Consider the following 26088-nt stretch of genomic DNA (forward strand, 5'->3'; position numbering starts at 1 on the left):
GGCTTGCAGCTGAAGAGTAGTGTTAGTAGCAGTAGTATCTGTAGGGGTATATATCTCATAATACTTCTCATTATTATCCTACAAAGATAATAAATATAGCTGAGCTACCTATTTTGGAGGGTGAGCTAGCATATTGGGGTGTGTGGTGTATGGCGATGGGAGTTATTTGAGACTGTTGCACGAAGGCGATCTGCGGCGTTGCTTTCGGAATTCGGCCTAGGTCACGTACGTGAGTACGCTCCCTTCGGCCTCATCCTCAGCGCCTTGCATCTCATCCTTCGTGCAACATTCTCTATTTGGTGGTTAGCTTTGTGAGGGCTGTGTATGCTTTGCCTATGGTATCAATGCCCTTTTTGATAGAGATGGTTCGCTTTCCGCTTTCCTCCTTAAATTGGAGGTCTCTTCCCCATGCTGTGGCATTGGAGAGGATGGTGGAGAAGATAGGGCTTCGGTAGTAGGAGCTATTGTTGTCCGATACCAAGTAAAGCTTTAGGAAGCCTTGTCTATGGGTTACTCTTTCGATGCCACTCTCTTTGCACAGCATGCGGAGCTCTACCACCTTTAGGAGTTCCTCGGCTTCCTTTGGAAGTGGTCCGAATCGATCCTCTAGGCGCTGGCGATAGTGGAGAATGTCTTGGGGATTTTGGAGGGACTCAAGCTCTCGGTAGAGATTGATTCGCTCGTTGTCGCCTGGGACATAAGTCTGCGGGAAGTAGGCCTCGGCGTCGGTCTCTATGGTAGTTTCGTAGACGTAGCTTCGCTTTTGGATAGGTTCTCCTTGAAGGGTTAATACTTCATCAAACTCACTATCCTTGAGCTCCATAACCGCCTCTTCGAGTATTCGTTTGTAGGTTTCGAAGCCAAGGTCGGCGATAAAACCACTCTGCTCAGACCCGAGTAGGTTGCCCGCCCCTCGGATGTCAAGGTCTTGCATGGCGATGTGTATACCGCTCCCCAGTTCCGAAAAAGAGGTGATGCTCTGCATCCTTCGTTTGGCATTGGGGGTAAGGTCTTCAATGGGTGGTGTGAGGAGTAGGCAGTAGGCCTTTTTATCTCCTCGCCCTACACGGCCACGGAGCTGATGTAGGTCACTCAAGCCAAAGCGATGTGCGTCATTGATAATAATGGTATTGGCATTCGGCACGTCAATGCCATTCTCTACAATGGTGGTAGCTAGAAGCAAGTCGGACTCGTGGTGAATGAATCCCAAAAGCGTCTGCTCTAGCTCCTTCGGAGACATCTGCCCATGAGCTATGGAGATCCGAATGCCGGGGACAGCACGCTCTATTTCCCGAGCAATATCTCCTATGTTGTGTATGCGATTGTGGATAAAAAAGACCTGCCCATCACGAGCTAACTCAGCATTGATCGCCTCTGCCAATACCTCTATATCGTAGAGCATATGCTCTGTGCGTATGGGGTAGCGATTGGGTGGTGGGGTGGCGATATTGGAGAGGTCTCTGGCACCCATAAGGGAGAATTGGAGGGTACGTGGAATAGGGGTGGCGGTCATGGTGAGGGTATCGATGTGTGCCCTCATCTCCCTAAGACGCTCTTTGATGGAGACACCAAACTTCTGCTCTTCATCAATGATAAGTAGCCCTAAATCCTTATAAACTACATTCTTACCTGTAATGGTATGGGTGCCTATAATAATATCTATCTTACCCTCTTCTAACCGTTCTAGTATCTCCCGACGATCTTTTGCCGAGCGGGCTTGGCTCAGATACTCTATGGTGACGGGGAAGTCTTTTAACCTTTTGGAGAAGGTCATATAATGCTGGTACGCCAATACTGTGGTGGGGACTAGGACGGCGACTTGCTTGCCATCGGTAACTGCTTTGAAGGCAGCCCGGATGGCGACCTCTGTTTTGCCAAACCCTACATCTCCGCAGATGAGCCGATCCATAGGAATGGGTCGCTCCATATCGGCTTTGACATCGTTGGTCGCCTGCTCTTGGTCGGGGGTGTCTTCGTACATAAACGAGGCCTCTAGCTCTTTTTGCAGATAGCTATCTTTGGAGAAGGCAAAGCCTTTCACCTTAAGTCGCTCGGCATAGAGTTTGATGAGGTTTCGGGCAATATCCTTGACCTTTTTCTTGGTTCGCTCCTTGAGATTATCCCATGCTGACCCTCCCAGCTTGCTGAGCCGTGGGGGCTCCTCATTGTCTTTGCTCTTGTATTTAGAGATATGGTGGAGCGAGTGAATAGAGACATAGACGCTATCTCCGCCCTGAAAGTTGAGCCTTACGGTCTCTTTCTGCTTGCCATTTTGCTCAATGGTAAATAGTCCGCCAAAGGTGGCGATACCGTAGTTTTGATGTACCACATAATCTCCAAACTCAAAGCTTTGGATATCTTTGAGCGTCATGACCGCTCGGTTTTTCCGAATCTTATCGCTCTTGAGCTTGAAATTGTGATAACGCTCAAAGATGGTGTGGTCGGTGAATAGTGCCAACTTCTGCTGATCATCGATAAAACCGGTATGAAGGGTAGGCACTATCGACTCAAAGGTCACTCCCTTTGCTTGGTCTTGAAAGATGGATTGTAGCCGCTCGAGTTGCCCTACCTGATCGCTCATGATAATGGTGTCGTACCCATTGGCCTGATACTTTAGAAGGGCATCAGAGAGGAGTTCGAAGTTTTTATGAAAAAGCGGCTCTGGTAGCTGTCCGAATCGTACGTAGAAGGGGTTAGTCACCTCTTTAGCCGGATTGGTCATCACACACTGGTGAGCGTAGATTTCGTCTAATAATTGGCGAGGTGCTAGAAGTCTTTTCTGAAGTGCCTCAATGGTGGCAAATTCATTGTCCTCTGGGTGGATTGGCGGGGTGGTGTAGGTCTGGTCGAGGCTGCTCTCTAAGAAGGCAGCTTGGTCGATGTAGATGACCAGGTCACTTGGGAGTAAAGAGATAATGGACTGTACCGCTGCATCGTTTTGCTCAAATGAGGTGAGGATAGTCACCTGCTCTATGGTGCTTTGAGACAATTGGGATTCGGGATCAAATAGACGGATACTCTCTACTTCATTATCGAAGAAGTCGAGGCGGGCTGGGTATTCGGAGGAGAATGAGTAGATATCGATAATTCCTCCTCTCACCGCAAAGTCGCCAGGGAGATAGACGTAATCCTTCTCCTCAAATCCCATCGACCAGAGCTTTTCTCTCAGAGCAGTTCTATCGATTTGATCGCCTACCTTGAGCTCTAGTCTTCCGGTATCGTAGGTCTTTTCATCGACCACCCCTTCGATTACGGCCTCAGGGTAGGTGACGACGATTTTGGGTTGCTCGCCAGCCCTGAGGAGCTCCATCAATTCGCTCCGAATGACCTCATTAGCGAGGTCTTTATGCCCATATCGGATGGCTCGCTTGTAGGCGGAGGGGAAGAAGGAGACCGTTTCGGTGCCCGACAGCTTCTCTAGGTCGTTGAGTAAATAGGCCGCTTCATCACTATCACGAGCTATCGCCAAAAGGGGCTTTTGGTGATGAGACAAAAGATATAATAAAATAGCTATTGATGAACCTTGTAGGCCATCAATAGCTATACTCTTTTCTCCCTGAGATAGCTGCTTCAAGAGCGTTCTCAAAGCACTGCTATCTTCAAATCTCTGGACGAGGCTCTCTAAAGTCATATTACCGCCATGATATCGTGAATAGACACTTACTAGCCCATTCACTCTATCCGTTGACTACTCTTCCTCTGCCATATTGTGGAAGACATTTTGTACGTCTTCGTCTTCCTCTAGCTTTTCAAGTAGCTTCTCCACATCCTCTCTCTCTTCAGGAGATAGTTGTTTGTAGTCCATAGGGACACGCACAAACTCGGAGCTGGTGATTTCGTATCCCAATTCCTCAAGATGTGACTGTATCGCAGCATTGGAGGCAAAGTCTCCAGAGATCACTAGCTCTCCTTCATCTTCATCAATATCCTCTACACCGTAATCAATTAGCTCCAAAAGTAGCTCCTCGATATCGGCATCTGCCTTTTTAGTGACGTGGAAAACAGCTTGGTGGTCAAACATAAACTCCACGCTACCACTGGTGCCTAGAGAGCCACCGACCTTATTGAAATAGCTACGGACGTTGGCTACAGTACGAGTGTTATTATCGGTAGCAGTCTCTACAAACACAGCTATACCGTGAGGGGCATATCCCTCAAAGTTGACCTCCTTATAGTCGGTAAAGTCTTTGTCGGTAGCTTTTTTGATGGCACGCTCCACATTGTCTTTGGGCATATTCTCCTTCTTAGAAGTCTGAATAAGTAGCCTTAGGCGAGGGTTGGTATCTGGGTCAGGACCACCTGCTTTCACAGCAATGGTGATTTCCTTTGATAGCTTGGTAAATACCCTAGCCATATTTCCCCAGCGTGCTAGCTTGCGAGCCTTACGATATTCAAATGCTCTTCCCATATTTTCTCTTGTACAATATTATCTTAATGTGGCACCGAGTTGTTTATTAAGTGCCTGGTATATTTTATCCATTGTTTTCTCAATCACCTTCTCTGAAAGCGTCTGCTCCGCATCTTGCAGACCAAAAGTCACGGCGTAAGACTTCTTTCCCTCCTCTAGGTGCTTAGGGTCGTCGTACACATCAAAGAGCGACACCTCCTTAAGGAGCTTTCCGCCCGCCTTCTTCGCCGCATTCTCCACATCGGCAAAGCTGACATTCTTATCTATCAGAAGTGCAAAGTCGCGCTTTACCATTGGGAAGCGAGCGATCTGCTTTGCTTTCACCTCCTTACGGAGCACCCTACTCAGTATCTCATTCCACTGAAGCTCTGCATAATAGACAGGCACCTCTACGTCATGGAGTTCAAGCACTTTCTGGCTCACAACTCCCCATTGGGCAACTACTCCACCGCCACGGAGTGAGATCTTCTCTGCAACGTCGTAGAGAGAGCAATCGGTAAGTGGCTCTATTAGTAGCTCGTTATCATTAAGACCAAGGCGCCTCATCACATTCAGCATCATCGCCTTCAGTTCGAAAGGACTTTGCTGATACTCCTTTCGGCACCAGTGCATAGGTAGGTCATCGCCAGTCATCCAAATGCCCAGCCTGTAATCCTCTTGGTAGCCAGGTAGATCGCTCTTCTCGCCAGCTTTTGTTCTTCTATAGCAATTGCCAAATTCGTAGAATCTTAATCCATGAGCCTGCCTATGGAGATTATGCTCTATCACCTCCAAGCCTCCATGCATCATCGTCATACGCATGGTAGAAAGGTCGTTGGAGAGAGGATTGAGCACCTGTACTGCATCACCCTTTGAGATCGCCTCAGGGTAATAGGAAGCCTTAGAGAGGGAGTTATTCAGAATCTCATTAAAGCCAGCCCCCGTCAGTTGTTCACTGATTCGTCGTTGTAAGTCCACACTCATATCGGTAGGACTCTTCACGCTAATCGTGCTCACTAGGCTGATCTTTTCGGGATACTCATTGTAGCCATATATCCTAAGGATATCCTCTATCACATCAATATCGCGAGTGACATCAAAGCGATAACAAGGTACACTTAGCTCCAGTACTCCATCTTTATTCGATACCACCTTAATCTCAAGAGCCTCCAGTATCTCTAGCACTTTGCTCTCAGGGATATCAAGACCGGTGAGAGATTGCACCTTCTCCATCGTAAGGGTGATGGCATAAGGCTTGTGCTCTACAGGGTAGACGTCATACACCTTGCTCGTCACTCGACCACCCGTCTCTGAAATAATTAGAGATACCGCCCTCTGAAGGGCCTTAGACAACTGGTTAGGATCCAGCCCCCTTTCATATCTAAAAGAGGCATCGGTATTGAGACCAAATCTCCTAGCACTCTTACGGATAAAGGTTGGGTGGAACGTAGCTGCCTCCAAGAACATAGAGGTTGAGTCCATTGTCACACCCGATTCTTTTCCTCCCATCACCCCTGCCAAGCAAAGGGCTTCATTATTATCAGCGATCACCAAGTCTTTAGTGGTGAGTGTCAAAGAAGTGCCATCCAGTAGCTCCAGCTTCTCGCCCTCCTTAGCTAGTCGCACCCGTACCTCATTGCCCTTAATCTTAGCAAGGTCAAAGGTGTGCAGAGGTTGCCCCAGCTCAAAAAGCACGTAGTTGGCGATGTCCACCACATTATTAATAGAGCGCTGACCAATAGTCTCCAGTGCCACCTTAAGCCACTTCGGACTCTCTTTCACCTGCATATCCTCAATCACCACTCCCATATATCTCTGGCAAGCTTCCAAAGACTCTACCTGGAGGGCAATCGGCTCCTTGTCGCACGAGTTGATCGTAGGAATATCTGGAAAATGAAGGGCTGTCTTGTAGCCATGTGTCTTAAGATAAGCATAGAGATCGCGAGCCACACCGTAGTGCGAAGTTGCATCCACCCTATTTGGCGTAATCTCTATCTCGATCACATGATCCGAAGAGACCTCGAAGTAGTCCGAGGCAAGTGTCCCAGGCTTCACACCATCCTCCAGTACCATAATCCCAGAGTGGTCACTGCCCACACCGATCTCCTCGGCCGAGCAAATCATACCTTCCGAGACTTCTCCACGGATCTTGCCCTTCTTGATTGTAAAGCTCTCGTCACCATTATATAAAGTAGTCCCGATCGTGGCTACCACCACGGTTTGTCCTGCCGCTATATTAGGAGCACCACAAACAATGTGCAAAGGCGATTCCCCGCCAATATCCACTGTCGTAACGTGTAGGTGATCCGAATTTTGATGCTCAGCACAAGTCAACACCTTGCCAATAACTAGCCCCTTCAGACCACCCCTAATCGACTCTCTCTCCTCTACCGCTGCCACTTCTAGGCCTATAGAAGTGAGTATTTCAGCCGTTTCCTCAGGAGTGAGGTCAAAGTCTACATACTTCTTAAGCCAAGAGAATGATATATTCATATACTTTATATAACAATTAATTACTTCATCGCTAGGGTGTAGCGACCTCGTCAGCTTCACCCCACAAAAACTTTTGCAAAGGTAACAAAATAAGGTGTGATGATAAAACCCCGCTTGCGGAATCTAGGGCGAGAGGTTCTTCACGCAAAGAGATTAGAAGTGCTTACGATCAAGGATCTCCTTCATCACGATTCCCTCACGGATATGCTCACGGATATGGCTAGCCCTATAGCGAGTCGCACTCTCCTCTGCATCAGTCTCTATATCCTCAGTAGTCTCGAGCACTTTTTGCATTGGATGCCCACCTTCCACCGTTGGTAGCTTGATAGACTGATACTTCAAAGGGGGAGGAACAACAGCATTACTAGGACTATCAAAAGGGCTCTCAAAAATAGGCTCTTCTTGAGGAGAATACTCCTCCACGTATTCTTGTTCCTCCTCCCCGAGCTTAAGTTCAGCATGTCTCTCCATTTGCTCTTGATGCTCTTGAGCAACTTCATGAAGCACACTGCTTAATTTCTTTAAGACAAAGTAGCCGATGGCTAGCCATAAGAATAAAGAACCCATATCTATTTATTATCGTCGCACTTTGAGGTGTAATTGTTTTAGTATCTTTGCCATATATATAGCTTTTCAAAGTTAGTCATTTTACGGCTACTTACCAAAGACTAGAATGAATAAAATGATATACAATAATAATGACCAAGCCAAGCTCCTCTACTTAGAGACTTATGGGTGCCAGATGAATGTAGCTGACTCCGAAGTAGTCTACGCCATAATGGAGACCATCGGGTATGCTATGACAGAGGTACTTGAGGAAGCCGATGTAGTGCTCATCAACACCTGCTCCGTGCGTGATAATGCCGAGCAAAGAGTGCTCAACCGCCTCTCACAGATTGATGGCATACGCAAGAAACACAAGCCCAATATGATAATTGGTGTACTTGGTTGTATGGCAGAACGAGTAAAGGAACAGCTTATCGAGGAGCATCATGCCGACCTAGTGGTAGGACCAGATGCCTACCTAGAGCTCCCCAACCTAATCGGTGCAGTAGAATCCGGGGAAAAGGCAATAAATGTAGAGCTCTCTACCGATGAGACCTACAAAGACGTCATTCCCCTCAAGCTAGATGGCGTACATATCTCGGGCTTTATCTCAATCATGCGAGGCTGCAATAAATTCTGTAGTTACTGCATCGTTCCCTACACTCGTGGAAGAGAAAGAAGCAGAGAGGTAGAGAGTATCCTCAATGAACTAGAGGAGATGAAGCAATTGGGGTATCGAGAAGTAACTCTGCTCGGTCAGACCGTCAACTCCTACCGATACACAGCACCCGATGGTGAAGTTTATGATTTCCCTAGGCTACTCGAGATACTCGCCACCACAGCCCCCAATATCCGTATCCGCTTCACCTCACCGCACCCCAAGGATATGACTGATGAGACCATCCAGATGATGGCTAAGTACCCCAACATCTGCAAGCACATACATCTACCACTTCAAAGTGGTAGCAATAAAGTGCTCAAGCATATGCGGCGAGGATATACTCGTGAGTGGTATCTTGATCGTGTGGCAAAAATACGAGATCTGATTCCAGACTGTGGCATCTCCACAGATATTTTCTGTGGTTTTCACGGCGAGGGTGAGGATGAGTTTGAGGAGACTCTGAGCATTATGAGAGAAGTGCGGTTTGACTCTGCCTTCCTTTTTAAGTACTCCGAGCGTCCTGGCACCTACGCAGCGAAAAAGCTAGAGGATGAGGTACCAGAGGAGGTAAAGTTGAAGAGACTACAAACGATGATCGACCTCCAGCAAGAGATTCAAGCCGAGAGTAATACAAAGGATATTGGAAAGGAGTTTGTAGTGCTGATCGAGGGCTTTTCAAAGAAGAGCCGAGACCAGTATTACGGGCGTACCCAGCAGAATAAGGTAGTGGTATTTGATAAAGAGAATAGCCACATTGGCGACTTTGTACGAGTCGCCGTTGATGAGGTCTCCAGTGCCACTCTCTTGGGTCATATAGTTGAAGATCAAAGTGCGTTAATTTAGAGTCATTACACCTATATACTATTGATTTATGAACACCATTAAGTACAAAAAAGTGATCCTCGTCACAGGGGGTGCCGGCTTTATCGGCTCCAATTTCCTCCTCACTCTTGTCCCAGAGTATCCCGAGCACCTATTCGTCAATGTAGATGCCCTCACCTACGCAGGCAATCTTGCCAATCTCAAAGAGGTAGAGCAGTGCCCCAACTACCGATTCGAGAAGGCCGACATCTCCGACCTCCAGCAGGTCCAAGCGCTTTTCAAGAAGTACCCCGTCACCCATGTCGTCAATTTCGCCGCCGAGAGCCACGTCGATCGCAGTATCAGCGGACCGCTCCCCTTTGTACATACCAACGTACTCGGCACTGTCCATCTACTGCAGTGCGCTCTCGAAACGTGGAAGGATGACTTCGCTGGCAAACTCTTTTACCAAGTCAGCACCGATGAGGTCTACGGCTCCCTCTTACCAGAGGATCCTGCATTTACTGAGCTCCACAGCTACGACCCTCACTCCCCTTACTCCGCTAGCAAAGCGGGTGCCGACCACTTCGTCCGAGCTTACCACGATACTTTCGGACTGCCTACCGTGATCAGCAATTGTAGCAATAATTACGGCCCTTGGCAGTTCCCCGAAAAGCTCATCCCACTCGTCATCTCCAATATCCTACACCAACGACCCATCCCCATCTACGGCGATGGCAAGCAGGTACGTGATTGGCTATACGTCATAGACCACGTCCGCGCTATAGAGCAGATTATCAAGGCAAGAAAGGTGGGAGAGACCTACAATATCGGAGGGCATAACGAGCTGCAAAATATTGAGCTCGTGAAACTACTTATCACCTCAGTAGACCGTCTCCTCGGCCACCCAGAGGGGCACTCCCTGCCACTTATACATTATGTCAAGGACCGACCAGGGCACGACACCCGCTACGCCATCGACGCCCGAAAAATTCATAGAGAGCTCGATTGGCATCCCACAGTCACTGTCCAAGAAGGCCTCCAAAAGACGGTCTGCTGGTACCTCAATAATCAGGAGTGGCTACAGTATACCACATCGGGTGACTACCAAATGTACTACACTGAGCAGTATCAGAATAGGTAAGTCGCAGGCACCATACTACTCATCCCTAAGACCCTATCTTCGCAAGAAGTGGAGGTAGGGTCTTTGCAATGGATAAACAAACTCCTAAAAAGGGTGCTCCTAGTAGACTAAAAGTCGAGATGCAACTAAGCAATCGGCGAGATGCAACTCGGCAAATGCTTAGTTGCAACTCACCGATTGCTTAGTTGCATCTCGGCAAATGACTTTTGTATGGCATTGAATTACAGCCGGTTGCAAAAGGAGCATCGGTGCCCCTATTTTAGCCGTTTTTTACCTTATCTCGCCTTTTGAAATTCTGGAAAGTGGATGCATCGTGGGTTAAAAACAGATTCGATGCTATTCGAATCCCTAGTCCTCAAAGTGGTGCAGAGGTTACGCATTAGAAAGAGTCTTACCATGAATGACCTCCCCTCGTGGGAGGTCAGACGGATCCTAGCCCCGAATCGGAGGGGCGAATGCCCCGAACGACTCGGGGGTAATGAAGCCCTCCCTCCCCCATCTTACGACCCCTTGCGGGTCGAACAACCGTATCAGATTAATTCTGGAATGGTTTGTCCGACCTCCCACGAGGGGAGGTCGTAGGGGTGGGGTGGTTGCCACGTTTCCCCCCGGTCGTTCGGGGACTTTGCCCCTCCGACCTGTGCCTATTTAAGGGGAACCTCTGCCGAGGTCCTTACACCATTATCATCAACAGATTGTATATGATCATTCGTACAATAGTCTTTTCTAATGCGTAACCCCTTAACCCCTGGTGTGTGGGGGGCGGTGTTATTTTTATTTCTTATCTTTGTGTGAGGGGGCGGAGCATTTATTATTATTAGTGGTCCTATTATATATATGAGTGTGGTAGTGGAGCGATGCAAAGAGTTTGGTGTGTGTGGAGTAGTCGGTTTGGTGGTGCTGCTTCTCCTCAGTGGTTTGTGTGTGGAGATGCGTGCCGATGGGTTGCAGGCGAGGGAGCGGTGGGTGCTTCAGGCCTTTGAGCTACAGGAGGAGGGGCGTAGCGAGTGGCACCGAGCCGAGCTCCCTGGTACAGTGCAGGGTACTTTGGTGGGACTGGGGCTCCTTCCCGACCCTTTTGTGGGGGCAAATGAAGACTCTATACAGTGGGTGAGCGACCGCAATTGGCTCTACCGTACAACGCTAGAGCTGGAGGAGGGGGCACTGGCTCGGCACGACCGCTTCTGGCTGGAGATGGGGAGCGTGGATACCTTTGCCGAAGTCTACCTTAATGGGGCTTTGGTGGGTCGGTGCGACAACCTCTTTCGCCACTACCGCTGGGAGGTGAAGGGGTATCTGAGGAGTGGGGTGAATCGGCTGGTGATTCGCCTCCTTTCGCCCATCGGCGTGGCGCATGCTCAGTACCTCTCCAATGGTTTTATGTATCCTGCCGATAACGACCGTGGAGCGGTGAAGTATAGCCCCTTTGTGCGGACAGCCCCCTATCAGTATGGTTGGGACTGGGGCCCTCGGCTGGTGGCGATGGGGGTGAAGGAACCGGTGGTGCTTCGAGGTGTGGGCGTGGCTTCGCTGGGGGAGCTACAGCTGCGGAATGAGATTGAGTGGAGTGAGGAGGGAGTGGCTCGCTCTGCCACGGTCTCTATCGCTTCGGAGCTGGAGGGCGATCCTGAGGGGAGCACCCTTCGGGTAGAGCTTTTGGATCCCGAGGGGCAACTGCTCTCTAGCGGAGAGGGAGCGCAACTCACTATGGGGGTAGAAAATCCCCGCCTCTGGATGCCGAGAGGGTGGGGGGAGCAACCGCTCTATCAGGTGGTGCGAACACTGGTGAAGAGGGGTGCTGAAGAGACTATCTTGGAGCGTGATACCACCCTCTTTGGGATTCGCGAGATCCAATTGGACCGGAGTGAGGATGCCGAGGGGGGGCGTTTTCAGTTTGTGGTAAATGGGCGTCCGCTTTATGTGAAGGGGGCTAACTATCTGCCTCACGACCGCTGGATGGGGGGTGGTGGTCGTACGTTGGAGCAGGTGTTTCAAGAGGATATTTTGCCCCTGCACTTCAATATGCTACGTGTATGGGGCGGGGGTATCTACGAGTCCGAGGAGTTTTACCAGCTAGCAGATCGTTATGGCATCTTGGTGTGGCAGGACCTCCCTTTTGCCTGTACCGCCTACCCGAGTGATCCTACCTTTAGGGCATCGGTGGAGATGGAGCTAGAGGATCAGGTGAAGCGATTGCGGAAGCACCCTTCGCTCGCCCTCCTCTGTGGCAATAATGAGGTGCTAGAGGGGTTGAAGCATTGGGGCTGGCAACGGAGCTACGGCTATAGCGATGAAGAGTATCGGGAGATGCTGACGGGGTATGATGCTCTCTTTAGGGAATGGATTCCTCAGAAGTTGAAGGTGTTGGTGCCCGATGTGGCCTATATTCACGGTTCGCCCGTGAGCTCTAATTGGGGAAGACCAGAGAGCTTTCTGAAGGGAGATTCGCATAATTGGCGGGTATGGTTTGGAGGTAAGGATTTTAAGGAATTCGACCAAAATCCAGGTCGCTTTGCCTCGGAATATGGTTTTCAGGCATTTCCCGAGCGAAAGACGGTGGAGAGCTTTGCTCCTGGTGTGCAGGTGGAAAGGCTGACGATTGAGAGCCCGATCCTGAAGAATCGGCAGCGCTCCTTTGTGGGTAATCAGCGGATTACCGACTATCTATCGCGTGCCTATCCTGTGCCTGAGGACTTTGTAGACTATATCTATGTCGGGCAGTTGCTACAGGGCGATGGCATGAGTTATGCGATCCGTGCCCTGAGGCGTGCCTATCCGCTCAATATGGGGAGCCTCTACTGGCAACTCAATGATGTATGGCCTACGGTAAGCTGGTCGGGGGTGGACTATTGGGGCAATCACAAGGCACTACACTACCGTGTGCGGGAGGCGTATGCCCCTTATATTGTGGACTTGGTGGAGGGTGCGATTTGGGTCGCTTCGGACGAGGTATTGAAGCCTGAGCTTGGGCCTCTAGTGGTGGAATTGAAGGGGCAGGACTACTTTGGTCGGCAACTTTGGACGGAGCAATTTAGCTTTCGGAGCGAACGCTATCCATTTAGTCAAAAGGTGGGGGAGCTAGCAAAGGAAAAGCTAGAGCAGTGTGGGGGGCAACTCTTTGTGGAGCTGGAGCTAAAGGCGGGGCAGAAGCTATTGGCGCGGAACCTTTTCTTCCCTACCTTGCCGAAGGAGATGCAGCTGCCGAAGGCGGCTCCTTCCATCTCGCTTGAGGCAACGCAGGGGCGACTGAGAGTGACCCTTTGCAGTCCTGTTTTGGTCAAGTCGCTCTTTGTGGAGACCCCTTGGCAGGGGGCTCAGTATAGCGACAACTTCTTTGACCTGCTTCCGAATAGGCCTTATACCATTGAGATCACCCACTCGGCGATAGGTGAGGGGGTGGGTGTGGAGGTGCTTCGGCTCACTTCACTCAATGATATACTAGCTAGGTGATGAAGCGAATTTTTGCTAAATTTGTAGCTGAATCCGAGGGGGTGAGGGGTGTGGTGAAGTAGATCTATCTGCTGAGTGATGAAGAGATGGCGGCCTAAGAGGCTCTATACATATATTGTCAAGACGTTTATCCCGCTATTGCTGGCGGGGTTTTCGGTGTCGCTCTTTGTGGTGGTGATCCAATTTCTCTGGCAGTCGGTCGGTACGCTGGTGGGGAAGGGGGTGGATGGCCTAGTACTTCTTCGCCTGCTTTTCTTTGCCTCTATGACGATGGTTCCGCTGGCACTGGTGCTAGGGGTGCTGGTGGCGTCGCTGATGACCTTTGGTAACCTCGGGGAGCGGATGGAGCTGCTGGCGATGAAGGCAGCGGGTATCCCGCTCTACAAGATATTGAAGCCAGCCTTTTACTTTGTGGTGGTGCTGGCGATGGGGCTTTTCGTTTTTCAAAACGACTGGATGATTCAGAGCCAGGTGAAGTTTTGGCAATACTACTTCTCGATCAAAAATAAGTCGCCCGAGCTGGCGATCCCTGAGGGAGCTTTCTATAAGGGGGTGGATAACTACAGTATCTTTGTGGAGAAAAAGGATAACAAGCGGAAGATGCTCTATGGGCTGATGCTGTACGACTTTTCGCAGGGTTTTGATGAGGCGATGGTGGTAGTGGCAGATAGTGGTCGACTCTACTCTACTCCCAAGGGGCAGGAGCTGATCCTGGAGCTGTATCATGGGGAGTCGTTTCAAAACCTGAAGGGGCAAGGGAGCTACTATCAGACTTCGGAGGATCGCCCTTTTTTGCGTGAGCGCTTTGGGTACAAGGAGCTGCATATCCCCTTTAATACCGACCTGAGTATGGTGGATGAATCGATCCTCACCAGTCAGTTTGTGGGTAAGGATATGCGACAATTGAAGGCATATACTGATTCGCTACGGGTGGAAATCGACTCTTTGGCGCTCCTAGGCATGCAAAATAGCACTCAGAGGCTGGGGTATCAGATGGTGGGGCAGTCGAGTGAACCAGAGTCGCTTCAGGAGTCGCTTCGGGAGGAGAGTATGGAGCAGATGAAGAGGGCTGTGGAGCGGACTTCTTCGGAGAGTGGTGATGCTGAGGGGAACTACTCGGAGGAGCTGGAGCAATTGGAGGATACCTATGCTGAGTCGTTATCGGAGGCGGAGGTGGTGTCTAGTGAGGAGGTGAAGGCGCCGACGCCAAAGAAGGCAAAGAAAACAAAGGTGGCTTACGCGTCCTTTGATGTGGGGAAGAAGCTGAGCGCTGTGGGAGCAAGCACGGCGAGTAGCGTTTATGCTTCGGCCATTTCTCAGGTGACGAGGGTGCAGAATGAGACCTTCTTTACGGTGGAGGAGATGCGGGAGGATGTGGACTTGCTTCGGAAAAATGAGTCGGAGTATTGGCGTAAGCTGACCTATCCGGTTGCCTGTATTGCTTTCTTCTTGATCGGTGCCCCTCTGGGTGCTTTGATCCGTAAGGGGGGTATGGGATTGCCGTTCTTGGTGGCGGTATTCCTCTTTATTTTCTTTTATATTCTGGAGACCTTTGGTATCAAAATGGCTCGTGAGGGGACGCTCCTCACGTGGGTGGGTATGTGGCTACCCAATATGGTCTTGGTGCCTGTGGGGGTGCTCCTCTGTGTGGTGGCGTCGAGGGATACCAATCGCTGGAATGTGGACTTCATCACTCAGCTACGCTCTTTGTGGGGCCCTCGTACCAAGCGAACGGTGGAGTACAAGGAGGTGACTATGGAGTCGGTGGATTATGAGCTGGCAAGGGAGCAGGTTTTGGCTTTGGATCAGCTGGCAAAGGAGCAATTGGAGGCGGGAAGACTAGGATATGGGCAATTCTTTAGGAATGAGGCCTATTTTGCCCAAAGGAGAGAGCTCTATTGGCAGGTGGAGCAATTGGTGGGGCACCTGAAGCATAGCCGGGACTATTCGCTGGTGGATCACTTGGAGGGGTATCCTTATCTGAGGTATTTGATAAGGGAGTGGCGGACGACTAAAAGAGGGGTCAATGGGCTACTGATGTGGCTTTTCCCTGTGGGTGGTCTCTGCTATCTGCTTTATATTCTGCGAAATAAAAGGTATATTAGGGGGGTGAAAGCCATTCGGCAGTATAATAAGGTGCTGCTGGTGGATATTGAGAGAGCAAAACTAAATAACTAATACAATATAGAGTGTAGAAATGGAATTTAAGCTAAGTACAATCGAGGAGGCTATCGAGGACTTTAAAGCCGGGAAGATAGTGATCGTGGTGGACGATGAGGATCGGGAGAATGAGGGGGACTTTATCATCGCTGCGGAAAAGGTGACTCCTGAGATTATTAACTTTATGATGAGCCACGGAAGGGGCGTGCTCTGTGCCCCTATGACGGAGGAGCGCTGTGCCGAACTGGAGCTCCCTCTGCAGGTGGCGGATAATACTTCGCAGTATGAAACCCCTTTTACCGTAACGGTAGACCTGAATGGTAAGGGGGTGACCACAGGGGTCTCTATGTATGACCGTGCTACGACGATCAATGCTCTTGCCGACCCCGAAGCCAAGGCTTCGGACTTTGGACGCCCTGGCCATATCAACCCACTTAGGGCGAGGAGCAAGGGAGTGCTGAGAAGAGCTGGGCATACGGAGGCTTCGGTGGACTTGTGTAAGTTGGCAGGGCTACAGCCCGTTGCGTGTCTGATTGAGATCATCAATGAGGATGGTACGATGGCACGTATGCCTCAGTTGCAGGTGATTGCGGAGAAGTATGGCATGCGGATCATCACGATTGCCGACCTGATTAAGTACCGCCTTCGCACGGAGAGTATCGTGGAGAAGGGTGAGGAGGCACAATTGCCAACAGCTTATGGTGATTTTAGAGTGGTTCCTTTCAAGCAAAAGAGCAATGGAATGGAGCATGTGGCTCTAGTTAAAGGCAATGTATCTACTTCTGAGCCGGTCTTGGTGCGTATGCATAGCAGTTGTATCACTGGGGACATCTTTGGCTCTTACCGCTGTGATTGTGGCGACCAACTCCACGAGGCAATGCGTAAGGTGCAAGAGGAAGGCCGAGGTGTGATTGTCTACTTACAGCAAGAGGGACGTGGTATCGGTCTGATGAATAAGATCGCTGCCTACAAGCTTCAGGAGCAAGGCCTGGATACGGTGGAAGCCAATCTACACCTAGGATGTAGAGCCGATGAGCGTGACTATGGGGTAGGTGCCGAAATCCTCAGACAGCTAGGAGTGCAGAAGATGCGTTTGATGACCAATAACCCTGTGAAGCGGATCGGACTGGAGAGCTTTGGGCTGGAAGTGGTGGAGATTGTGCCGATTGAGATAAAGCCTAATGAGTACAATCACGACTATCTCCTGACTAAGAAGAATAAGATGGGGCATCACCTCTCTAAGCTTTAAGAAAGGAGTCGGTATGACAAGACTGAGTGTAAATGTCAATAAGATAGCCACTCTACGAAATGCCAGGGGTGGCAATAATCCGGACCTGATACAGGTAACGAAGGATATTGAGCACTTTGGAGCGGAGGGGATCACGGTGCACCCTCGCCCCGATGAGCGGCATATTAGATATGCCGACGTGTACGACCTGAAGAAGGTGGTCACAACGGAATTCAATATCGAGGGCTACCCTTCGCCTGAATTTATGAAACTGGTACTCGATGTGCAGCCTACTCAGGTGACGCTGGTACCAGACCCACCTGGGGTCTTGACAAGTAATGCGGGGTGGCAGGTGCGTGAGCACTTTGATTTCCTCAGTGAGATTATTGGGCAGTTGCACGAGAGGGGGATCCGAAGCTCTATTTTCGTGGATACGGATGCGGATAATATCCGTGCTGCTAAGGAAGTGGGCTCGGATAGGGTGGAGCTTTATACGGAGCCTTATGCTGCCAATTATCATATTGATAGAGAAGCTGCGGTGGCACCTTTTGTTCGTGCTGCTAAGGTGGCTGAGGAGGTGGGCTTGGAGCTCAATGCAGGTCACGACCTCGATTTACACAACCTTGCTTTCCTTGATAAGTGTCTCCCCAATCTAGCGGAGGTCTCTATCGGACACGCCTTGATTTGTGATGCTTTGTATCTAGGGCTCGAGGAGACGATAAGGCGGTATTTGGATTGTTTGAAACAAAGGAAATAATATATTTAATTGATTTTATGCTAAGTACAATACTTCAAGTGGCTGGTGATACCCTATATAATGCGATGCCCGACCTTTCGGTAAGTGGAACCGCCGCAGTAGCGAATGGTGTGGGTGAGATATCAATTTGGGAACTAGCAACGAAGGGAGGATGGTTGATGCTGGTGCTCTTGATCCTCTCACTGATCGCACTCTATGTATTTGTGGAGCGGCTCCTTTTGCTCAAGAGTATGACTAAGAAGGACGACGACTTTACCAGTAAGATACGTGACTATATTCGTGAAGGGAAGATACAATCGGCTCTGGACCTTTGCCAAAGTAAGCAAACCCCAGGTGCAAAGATGGTGGAGAAGGGGATCCAAAGGCTCGGGCGCCCAATGGCCGATATCTCTGCTGCGATTGAGAATGTGGGGAATATCGAGGTGGCAAAGCTAGAGAAGCGACTTCCGGTACTGGCTACGGTGGCCTCTGGAGCTCCTATGATCGGGTTCTTGGGTACGGTGACTGGTATGATTAAGGCTTTCTTCAATATGGCAAATGCTGGTTCGGCTGTGGATATTAGCCTTCTTTCCGGCGGTATCTATGAGGCGTTGGTCAGTACCGTCGGCGGTCTTGTAGTCGGTATCTTGGCTCTTTTTGCTTACAATTATCTCACTACTAAGGTGGATGAGGTGATCACGAAGTCGGAGCAAGAGGCACTAGAGTTTATGGACCTTATTAATGAGCCATCAGGGAGATGAAACTGAAGCGTAAGAGCAAAGCAATGGAGTTCTTTAGTATGGCATCTATGACGGATACCATATTTCTACTCCTGATATTCTTTATGGTGAGCAGCACGCTTGTGGTGCCGAGTGCCCTTAAGGTGACTTTGCCACGGTCGAGCCAGCAGACCACTCCTAGAGCGATTACACGCATTGTACTGACTTCTGACCTGCAGTACTTCGTGGGAATGGAAGGTGAGGAGGATCGGGCTGTGACCTTTGAGGAGATCGCTCCCTATTTGGAGATGACAAAGCAGGCCAATCCGGATATGTATGTGGCACTTTATGCCGATGAGGAGGTGCCTTATCGTGAGATTGTGAAGCTGCTCAATATAGCAGTCGAAAACCACTATCAGATGGTTTTGGCTACGAGAGCCTTGGAGTAAACTATGCCTAATAAGAAAGAGAATAATAAGTATCGTGCGATAGCGTTGGTGACAACCATTGCTATCCATGCGGTGGCAATAGTCTTGCTTCTCTTTTTGTTCCTTAAGTCTGAGGTGCCTGAGGAGGGCGGTGGAATACTGGTCAATATCGGTGATACGCCCCTCGCCTCGGGTATGTTTATGCCACATCAGTTGGAGCCCGACTTTGAGCCTGTGTCTCCCGAGCCTATGCCTGAGGTGGAGGAGAATGGGCTTTTGACACAAGAGACGCCCGAAGCTCCCGAGGTGAAGGCTCCTGAAAAACCTAAGAAGGATAATGCGGAGGAGCAGCGCCGACTGGAGCAGAAGAGGCGAGAGGAGCAGCGTAAGCGAGAGGAGCAAGAGGCGGCACGTAGGCGTGAGGCGATCCGAAAGAATGTCTCGGGCGCCTTTGGAAATACAGGGAGTAGTGGCACGGGTAGCGACCCGATGGCACCCGCAGGTAGAGCTGGTTCGCCCGATGGTAACGTCACCTCGGGTGGTGCCAATGCTGGAGTGGGTGGATTTGGTAGCTTCTCTCTAGCCGGCCGTGGTTTGGCAGCAGGAACTGCTTTACAAAGACCTAGCTACACGGTACAGGAGGAGGGGGTGGTCGTGGTCACCATTTTTGTCAACCCCTCAGGCAAGGTGGAAAAAGCATTTATTGGACCAGGTACCACGACTGGTAATAAAACGTTGAGAGAAAATGCCCTAAAGGCGGCCAAGGCAACGAGATTCAATGCGGTAGATGAGACGAATAATCAAAAAGGTACCATTACCTACCGCTTCCAACTTAATTAATGAACCTTATAAGACGAGATGACTATGACAAAGAAAGTTTATATTTTTGTGGCCAATGGCACTGAGGAGACCGAGGCAGTCGGTACTTATGATACGCTAAAGCGTGGTGGCATTGATGCCTATTTTGTTTCTATCAATCCTACGAAGGAGTTCACCTCTTCGCACGGATTACAGCTTATGGCTCACTATACTATTGAGGAGGTGAAGGATGAGGTGGTAGATGCTGTTGCTCTTCCTGGCGGTATGCCTGGAGCGACTAATCTTTATGAGTGTGAGCTGCTCAGGGAGATCATTACTCGTCACCTTGAGGCGGGAAAGCATATCGCTGCGATGTGTGCTTCACCACTAGTCTTTGGTCGTATGGGCCTTCTAGAGGGAAAGAAGGCAACTGCTTACCCCGGCTTTGAAGAGGAGCTGAAGGGGGCGAAGTACAAGGAGAAACCAGCCGTTGTAGATGGTCAGATCATCACTGGCCGTGGCCCAGGCTATGTCTTCAACTTCGGTGCCGCCATTGTGGGTGAGCTAGTTGGATACGATAAGGCCCTAGAGGTAGCCAATGGCCTTCTCATTACCGAGGACCTTGACGATTAATTGGTCAAATATTTTGGTATCTCGTGAGTTATTCGTAACTTTGCGTTAGATAAAGGGGTGCTACTCCTTATAAATACTAAGACTTTGCTAGCTTTTTAGCTAGATGGGCAGTTACCAGAGTGGCCAAATGGGGCTGACTGTAACTCAGCTGGCTTACGCCTTCGGTGGTTCGAATCCATCACTGCCCACTTTATATTCTTTTTAATATTTCCATATAATTAAAGCGTTAGCAACATACCCTTTAGCAGGCTCCTCAGTGAGGAGATGCATTTGGAGATATTCTAAGTAGGCTAACGCATATATTGTTTTTTTATGGCACAAAGTTATACACTCTTTGAGCTCAATGCTCTAAGTGATGATGAACTCAATAAAGCCGCTGAGGAGCTAGGGACTAAGGGACGTTTGCCTAAGATTTCTCGGCAGGAACTAGTCTATCAAATCCTAGACGAACAGGCCAATCAGTCGGCTCAGCAAATGGCTGGCGGGCGAAAGAAAGCAACCACAAAGGCAAAGGCTCCCAAGTCAACCCCTAAGAAAGCTACTGCAAAAAAGGCAACTCCTGAAAAGAAGGAACAGCCAGATAAAGCAGAAGCCATTGCAAAGGCCAAGGCAGCAACTGCCACCAATCGTCGTAGAACAGCCAACAAGGAAGAGGAAGCTGATACCAAGGAGGGGGCCAAGGAAAATAAGCCTACTCGTCGCCGTGGTAGACCTACTAAGGCAGAGCAAGAGGCGGCTAAGAAGCAGGAGACTGCAAAGAAAGCAGAGGAGCAACCTAAGAAGACTGACAACTCTGATGATAAGTCCAAGGCTCCTAAGGAGGAGGCTAAGCCCGCTGCAAAGCATGAGCCTCAGGTATTTGTCAATAAGAATGCCAGCAATTCGGTACTCACCGATATGATGGGGATGATTGCCCCTAATCAACCTAAAAAGGAGGAGAAGAAGGGTGCTCCAGCTAAGGAAGAGGAGATGACTCAGCCTAAGCAAGCATCACAGCAAAAAGCTACCCAGACAGATAATAATCAGCAACAGCCAAAGAAGCCACAGGGCAACCCAGCTCAGAACAATAATAATCATCAGGGCAATAACAACCAGAATCGTCAGCCACAGGCAGAGCCACAACCAGCGAAGCCTACCTACGACTTCAAGGATACCCTTCATAGCACTGGTGTGCTAGAGGTATTGCCCGATGGATACGGTTTTATTCGCTCCAGCGACTACAACTATCTATCCTCCCCCGATGATGTCTATGTGTCTCAGTCGCAAATTAAGTCGTATGGGCTTAAAACTGGCGATGTCATTGAGGCGATCATTACTCCTCCGAGGGACAAGGATAAGTACTTCCCAATGAAGAGCTTGGTGCGTCTCAATGGTTGCGACCCTAAGCAGGTGCGTGACCGAGTACCTTTTGACCATCTTACCCCTCTCTTCCCTACTGAGAAGTTCAAGTTGGAAGCACCTACAGCCTCCAAGGTTTATGATAAGGTTGGCGTGAGGATTGTAGATCTCTTCTCCCCTATTGGCAAGGGGCAACGTGGTTTGATCGTAGCACAGCCTAAGACTGGTAAGACAATGCTCCTAAAGGACATTGCCAATGCGATTGCCCATAACCACCCCGAGGTCTATATGATTGTCCTACTGATTGATGAGCGACCTGAGGAGGTGACAGATATGGCACGCAATGTAGATGCCGAGGTGATTGCTTCGACCTTTGATGAGCCAGTAGAGCAGCATGTGAAGATTGCCGATATTGTCCTACAGAAGGCTAAGCGATTGGTAGAGTGCGGTCACGATGTGGTCATCTTGCTCGACTCCATTACCCGCCTTGCTCGTGCCTACAATACCGTTCAGCCAGCTTCCGGAAAGGTACTATCGGGTGGTGTTGATGCCAATGCGTTGCAGAAGCCTAAGCGTTTCTTCGGTGCAGCTCGTAATATCGAGGGAGGCGGAAGTCTCACCATTCTTGCTACCGCACTTACTGAGACCGGATCCAAGATGGATGATGTGATCTTCGAGGAGTTCAAGGGAACAGGTAATATGGAGCTACAGCTCGATCGTAAGCTCTCCAATAAGCGCATCTTCCCAGCAGTGGATCTGCAGAGCTCTAGCACTCGTCGTGACGACCTACTTCAGGATCAAGAAACCCTCAATCGTATGTGGGTGCTTCGCCGTCATATCAATGATATGACCTCTCTCGAAGCCATGGAGCTCATCAAGTCTCGTATGGAGAATACGGTAGATAATATCGAGTTCTTAGCCTCCATGAATAGCTAAACAATGTCACGAATCAATATACTTAAAGAGGTATTGAAGTATTTAATCGTACTTCAATGCCTCTTTTCTTTTACCCCTTCCTCAGCGGGGGATAGCATCGTCGGGCTGGTAGATATCCAGCAGGTAGACCCCTCTATTCAGGTAGAGCTGATGTACGCCTCTACCGATAACTTTGTAGGCGTAGATATGTATGGCGAGTGGACTACCGCCTACCTCCTACCCCATATCGCTGAAAAGCTAAAGCAGGTGCAGGCTCGTCTCAAGAAAGATTGGGGCGAGGAGTACTCCCTATTGATCTGCGATGCAGCTCGCCCCTTGAGTGTTCAGAAAAAGATGTACAATACCGTGCGAGGAACAAAATATCAAGGGTATGTAGCATCGCCAGCCAATGGTGGAGGAAGGCACAACTATGGTGCGGCAGTAGACCTTACCATCATCAATACTCAGACAGGAGAGCGAGTGGATATGGGTAGCCCAGTAGACCATTTCGGTATCCGTAGCCATACCGATAAGGAGGAGGAGTTGCTACGGAAGGGATTGATCTCTAAAGAGGCCTATAACCACCGCCGCTACCTCACCAAGCAGATGAATGCGGTAGGGCTACGCAATATACGCAAAGAGTGGTGGCACTTTGAGGAGCGTATTTCTATCAAAGAGGTACGAAGTCGCTACCGCCTTATTCAGTAACCATATTTGAGTTGAGAACGGCGTTAGCTCGGAGGAGCGTATTCTTGAGATACTTGTACTCCTCCACAAATTGGGGTTGAAAGTAATCTTTAGCAATGAGGTGGTCAATCTTCTCAGGGCTATAGAAATGCCCTCTCATATTGAGTGTTGTCTCATAGTTATACCCCCTAAGGTTGAGCACAAATAGATAGACTACCCGCTCATTTTCTGGTGTGGGGTGGTAGCCGTATTTGAGCAGAAACCGAGGCGTCTCCTTCAGTTTTAATCCGATAGAGCTATACGCCCTATGGATCGCCTCCTCAGGTGTTTCCCCAGGATTAACACAAGTGGTCAGAGGATGGTCCCTGTAGATCGTTGCGTGGCAAGGAGCCTCCTTATCCTCCACAAAGCAACCAGTGTAGGGCCTTTTCGTTAGCCATAATTCATTGCCTCGCACAATCGCCATCCGCACCAACGGAGTGCCGATGGGACAGCAAAAGGATTGCTTCCAGCAGATCGATGCCTTGTGCACCCGAGCTTGATGCAGTACCACCCCTATAATAATGAGTGGCATTGGTGCCCACTCCGACCAACCGAATCTATGAAGCCCCAAAAGGCAAATGAGCATATACCCAAGGCTCCCGATACCAAATAGCCGGGCACTAAAGAGCCATTCCTCAATGCTGAGAGGGTTCTCCCTTGCCAAGGTTTCCTCAATCCTCCACAGCCATCCAGACGAAAGTGCCATAGAGAGCAAGCTCCAATAGAGGTGCCAATGAGGGACTAGATAGAAACTCACCACCGTACTTAATAGCAGTGCTAAGACAGGTAGAAAGAGCGTTATTCGCCATGAGTGCCGATGACGCCGGGTGCCTCGCACAAAGAGCAGAAGCACTCCGATGCATAGGAGCACCCAGCCTGCCACTACTCCTTTGCCCCACGCACTGACTATCGGCAGACCAAAAGGAAGTAAGTAGGCAAGCCAAAGAAGGGAGGGATTGTCCTCCCCTAGCCATTGTTGTATTTTATTCTCTACATACCGCTTCATACTCTTAAAACAGATAGAACCCCCCAATGGTTGAGTGGTACGGTACCTAGGATGTTCAAGCTTTGGCTGTTGAAAATGTCTAATACAGATCTGACCGTGGATATGCAACCCCTTCGGGGTATTCTTTCTTTTGGGTGCCTTATCAAGACGAGACGGACGTTTAGGTGATTGTAATGGACTTCTTCCAAGGTCCTTCCGATAAATTCCGAGCTTCTGATAGTCGCTTTTAGGAGATTTGTAACTATCTGATATACAATATACTATAAAAGCGAAAGTTTAGTTGCAACTAAGCGATCGCCGAGATGCAACTAAGCGATCGCCGAGATGCAACTAAGCAAACGGCGAGATGCAACTAAGCAATCGCTGAGATGCAACTAAACTTTTGCCCTGCTACAGTTAGGGTTGAACTTCCATACGTGAAAGTGTATATGCAGGGGTTATGCATTAGAAAAATCAACTTAAGTTACTTTCCGTATAGGTATTCCTTGTACTAGACAAGCAGGTAAGGACCTCGGAGAGGTCCGATTTGTCGTAGCCCCCTGTCGGAGGGGCGTTAGCCCCGAACGACTGGGGGGTTATAGGTGACACGTATATATTCGACCCCTTGTGGGTCGGACTACCGATTCTAGGATTAAAGAATGGTTCGTCCAACACGCAAGGGGTCGTAGGGTGGGGGTGGTTGCTTGCTTACTACATTCTATCGATGACGGATCCGAGGGCACCCTTTCCTTGGTACTTTTGCTTAGTTGCATTGAAGCGGTAGGCAATGGTAAATGTTACTCTTGGCATCACCCTTTGCGTGGTGGTCAACTCTGTGTACTTAGTTACCACCCTTACTTTCATCGGTGTAAAGGCAAAGTTATTGAGTTCAAGAGTTGTGGTGAGGGCGTTATCCTTCAGCCACCGCTTGGAGATTTCCATATTGAGAAATGCTTGAGCACCAATTAACTCAAGATTGTCTTGACTTCCACCGCTAGGTAGGCAGTTTATATTGGCAGTGATGGTCAGCTCCTTGGGCAGTGTGAATTGATTTTGCCAATTGAGGTATATGAAGGGTTTACGATTGGTGATGGTCTCCTCAAAGTGCTGGAGGTCGTATCCAATCAACTTCATACCACCTACTGTGAAGGTGGGCTGCCACCACTTCACCCGAGGGCTAAGGACTAGGGCTCCTCCCAATGTACTGTAGGGTGCAGCATTGATATGCTTCAGTACGGTCTTATGTGGTAGATACTTATTAGGGTCGGAGGGGTCCTTCATCGGTTGCGTCTCTTGTGTAAGAGAGTTGACCTTGTACTCATGCGTGAGCATCAGTGTCACCCAGTTCTTATTAAGCATCAGCTGAGTAGTATAGGAGAGCCCAGGCTTGAGGTTGGGGTCACCCACCTGATATTCATATTCGGATAGATATTGGTAGCCAGGCTGTAGTCTCCAGAAGTTCGGCCGATTGATCTGGCTTCTAAAGGATAGCTGTGAATTGACTCCCCACAGTTGTCCACCAAAGGAGAGGGTAGGGAATAGGTTGGTCTTGATATAATCCTTGATCTCTATTGCCTTATTATCGTAGCGGTTGCGTACATGCTCCATACGTAGGCCTGCTGTGAGCATAAACTTTTGGGCGATGGCATGGCTATACTCGGCATAAAGCACATAGGTTTGCTCCTTGAGAGTGCTATTGAGGTCGGGGAGCTTGAGCTCTGGGTCACTGTAGTTGAAGAAACTATTATTGGCCCACGAGTATCCACCCCCTACATTCAGCGAACCGCCCCAGAGTGGCCCATCAATATCTAGTCTAGCTCCAGCAGATTGGTACTTATCTCCGCTCCTTCCTTTCAACGCCTTTAATTCGTATGCCTCGGTGTAGCCTCTCTTTGTTGTAGTTGTCTTTTCTGACTTTGTGCTTTCGTAGTAGTCTA

Annotated in this window: 18 protein-coding genes and 1 tRNA gene; 13 read left to right on the forward strand and 6 right to left on the reverse strand. The window is 49.5% G+C overall.

The window, feature by feature from the left end:
• Window positions 1–292: 292 nt before the first annotated feature.
• The 4 genes from mfd to A3GK_RS0107295 form a co-directional block, all read right to left on the reverse strand.
• The gene (gene mfd / locus A3GK_RS0107280; protein WP_018028802.1) at window positions 293–3631 is read right to left on the reverse strand and encodes a transcription-repair coupling factor; all 3339 of its coding nucleotides are present in this window, start codon (window positions 3629–3631) and stop codon (window positions 293–295) included.
• A gap of 57 nt (window positions 3632–3688) precedes the next feature.
• On the reverse strand, window positions 3689–4408 hold the full coding sequence (locus tag A3GK_RS0107285) for a YebC/PmpR family DNA-binding transcriptional regulator (RefSeq protein ID WP_018028803.1): 720 nt from the start codon (window positions 4406–4408) through the stop codon (window positions 3689–3691).
• Between the two features lie 18 nt (window positions 4409–4426).
• Window positions 4427–6880, reverse strand: coding sequence for a phenylalanine--tRNA ligase subunit beta (gene pheT, locus A3GK_RS0107290; RefSeq protein WP_018028804.1), 2454 nt, complete (start codon window positions 6878–6880; stop codon window positions 4427–4429).
• 153 nt (window positions 6881–7033) lie between these two features.
• Window positions 7034–7447 (reverse strand): hypothetical protein, encoded by a 414-nt coding sequence (locus tag A3GK_RS0107295; RefSeq protein ID WP_018028805.1) that lies wholly within the window; start codon window positions 7445–7447, stop codon window positions 7034–7036.
• A 106-nt stretch (window positions 7448–7553) separates the two neighbouring features.
• Here A3GK_RS0107295 and miaB point away from each other — a divergent pair, with 106 nt between their 5' ends.
• The 13 genes from miaB to A3GK_RS0107360 all read left to right on the forward strand — a co-directional run bounded on the left by miaB (window position 7554) and on the right by A3GK_RS0107360 (window position 23145).
• Complete coding sequence (gene miaB, locus A3GK_RS0107300; RefSeq protein ID WP_018028806.1) at window positions 7554–8930, forward strand: tRNA (N6-isopentenyl adenosine(37)-C2)-methylthiotransferase MiaB; 1377 nt, start codon at window positions 7554–7556, stop codon at window positions 8928–8930.
• A 28-nt stretch (window positions 8931–8958) separates the two neighbouring features.
• Window positions 8959–10032 carry a dTDP-glucose 4,6-dehydratase gene (gene rfbB, locus A3GK_RS0107305; protein WP_018028807.1) on the forward strand — a complete coding sequence of 358 codons (1074 nt, stop codon included), beginning with the start codon at window positions 8959–8961 and terminating at the stop codon, window positions 10030–10032.
• Between the two features lie 837 nt (window positions 10033–10869).
• Window positions 10870–13482, forward strand: a complete 2613-nt coding sequence (locus A3GK_RS0107310; RefSeq protein WP_018028808.1) for a beta-mannosidase — start codon at window positions 10870–10872, stop codon at window positions 13480–13482.
• 78 nt (window positions 13483–13560) lie between these two features.
• Window positions 13561–15660, forward strand: coding sequence for an LptF/LptG family permease (locus A3GK_RS0107315; protein ID WP_018028809.1), 2100 nt, complete (start codon window positions 13561–13563; stop codon window positions 15658–15660).
• 19 nt (window positions 15661–15679) lie between these two features.
• On the forward strand, window positions 15680–16891 hold the full coding sequence (locus A3GK_RS0107320) for a bifunctional 3,4-dihydroxy-2-butanone-4-phosphate synthase/GTP cyclohydrolase II (protein ID WP_018028810.1): 1212 nt from the start codon (window positions 15680–15682) through the stop codon (window positions 16889–16891).
• Window positions 16892–16904: 13 nt separating this feature from the next.
• Window positions 16905–17627: a pyridoxine 5'-phosphate synthase gene (locus A3GK_RS0107325; protein WP_018028811.1), complete on the forward strand. Its 723-nt coding sequence runs from the start codon at window positions 16905–16907 to the stop codon at window positions 17625–17627.
• Window positions 17628–17644: 17 nt separating this feature from the next.
• Entirely contained in the window at window positions 17645–18367 is a 723-nt protein-coding gene (locus A3GK_RS0107330; protein ID WP_018028812.1) for a MotA/TolQ/ExbB proton channel family protein, read from the forward strand.
• Entirely contained in the window at window positions 18364–18774 is a 411-nt protein-coding gene (locus A3GK_RS0107335) for an ExbD/TolR family protein (protein ID WP_018028813.1), read from the forward strand. The genes A3GK_RS0107330 and A3GK_RS0107335 overlap by 4 nt, the downstream gene beginning before the upstream one ends.
• 3 nt (window positions 18775–18777) lie before the next feature.
• Entirely contained in the window at window positions 18778–19593 is an 816-nt protein-coding gene (locus tag A3GK_RS0107340) for an energy transducer TonB family protein (RefSeq protein WP_018028814.1), read from the forward strand.
• A 24-nt stretch (window positions 19594–19617) separates the two neighbouring features.
• The gene (locus tag A3GK_RS0107345; protein WP_026161787.1) at window positions 19618–20184 is read left to right on the forward strand and encodes a DJ-1 family glyoxalase III; all 567 of its coding nucleotides are present in this window, start codon (window positions 19618–19620) and stop codon (window positions 20182–20184) included.
• A gap of 105 nt (window positions 20185–20289) precedes the next feature.
• A tRNA-Tyr gene (locus tag A3GK_RS0107350) sits at window positions 20290–20372 on the forward strand.
• Between the two features lie 124 nt (window positions 20373–20496).
• Window positions 20497–22458 carry a transcription termination factor Rho gene (gene rho, locus A3GK_RS0107355; protein WP_018028816.1) on the forward strand — a complete coding sequence of 654 codons (1962 nt, stop codon included), beginning with the start codon at window positions 20497–20499 and terminating at the stop codon, window positions 22456–22458.
• 3 nt (window positions 22459–22461) lie between these two features.
• Entirely contained in the window at window positions 22462–23145 is a 684-nt protein-coding gene (locus A3GK_RS0107360) for a M15 family metallopeptidase (RefSeq protein WP_018028817.1), read from the forward strand.
• On the opposite strand, the gene A3GK_RS0107365 is transcribed toward A3GK_RS0107360, so the two are convergent.
• Together A3GK_RS0107365 and A3GK_RS0107370 are read right to left on the reverse strand one after the other, a co-directional pair.
• Complete coding sequence (locus A3GK_RS0107365; RefSeq protein WP_018028818.1) at window positions 23135–24172, reverse strand: hypothetical protein; 1038 nt, start codon at window positions 24170–24172, stop codon at window positions 23135–23137. The genes A3GK_RS0107360 and A3GK_RS0107365 overlap by 11 nt on opposite strands.
• A gap of 690 nt (window positions 24173–24862) precedes the next feature.
• Window positions 24863–26088 (reverse strand): TonB-dependent receptor domain-containing protein (locus tag A3GK_RS0107370; protein ID WP_018028819.1); only part of this gene is annotated, 1226 nt, incomplete at its 5' end.

Origin of the sequence: Porphyromonas somerae DSM 23386 (assembly GCF_000372405.1) — a bacterium.
Lineage (GTDB): Bacteria > Bacteroidota > Bacteroidia > Bacteroidales > Porphyromonadaceae > Porphyromonas_A > Porphyromonas_A somerae.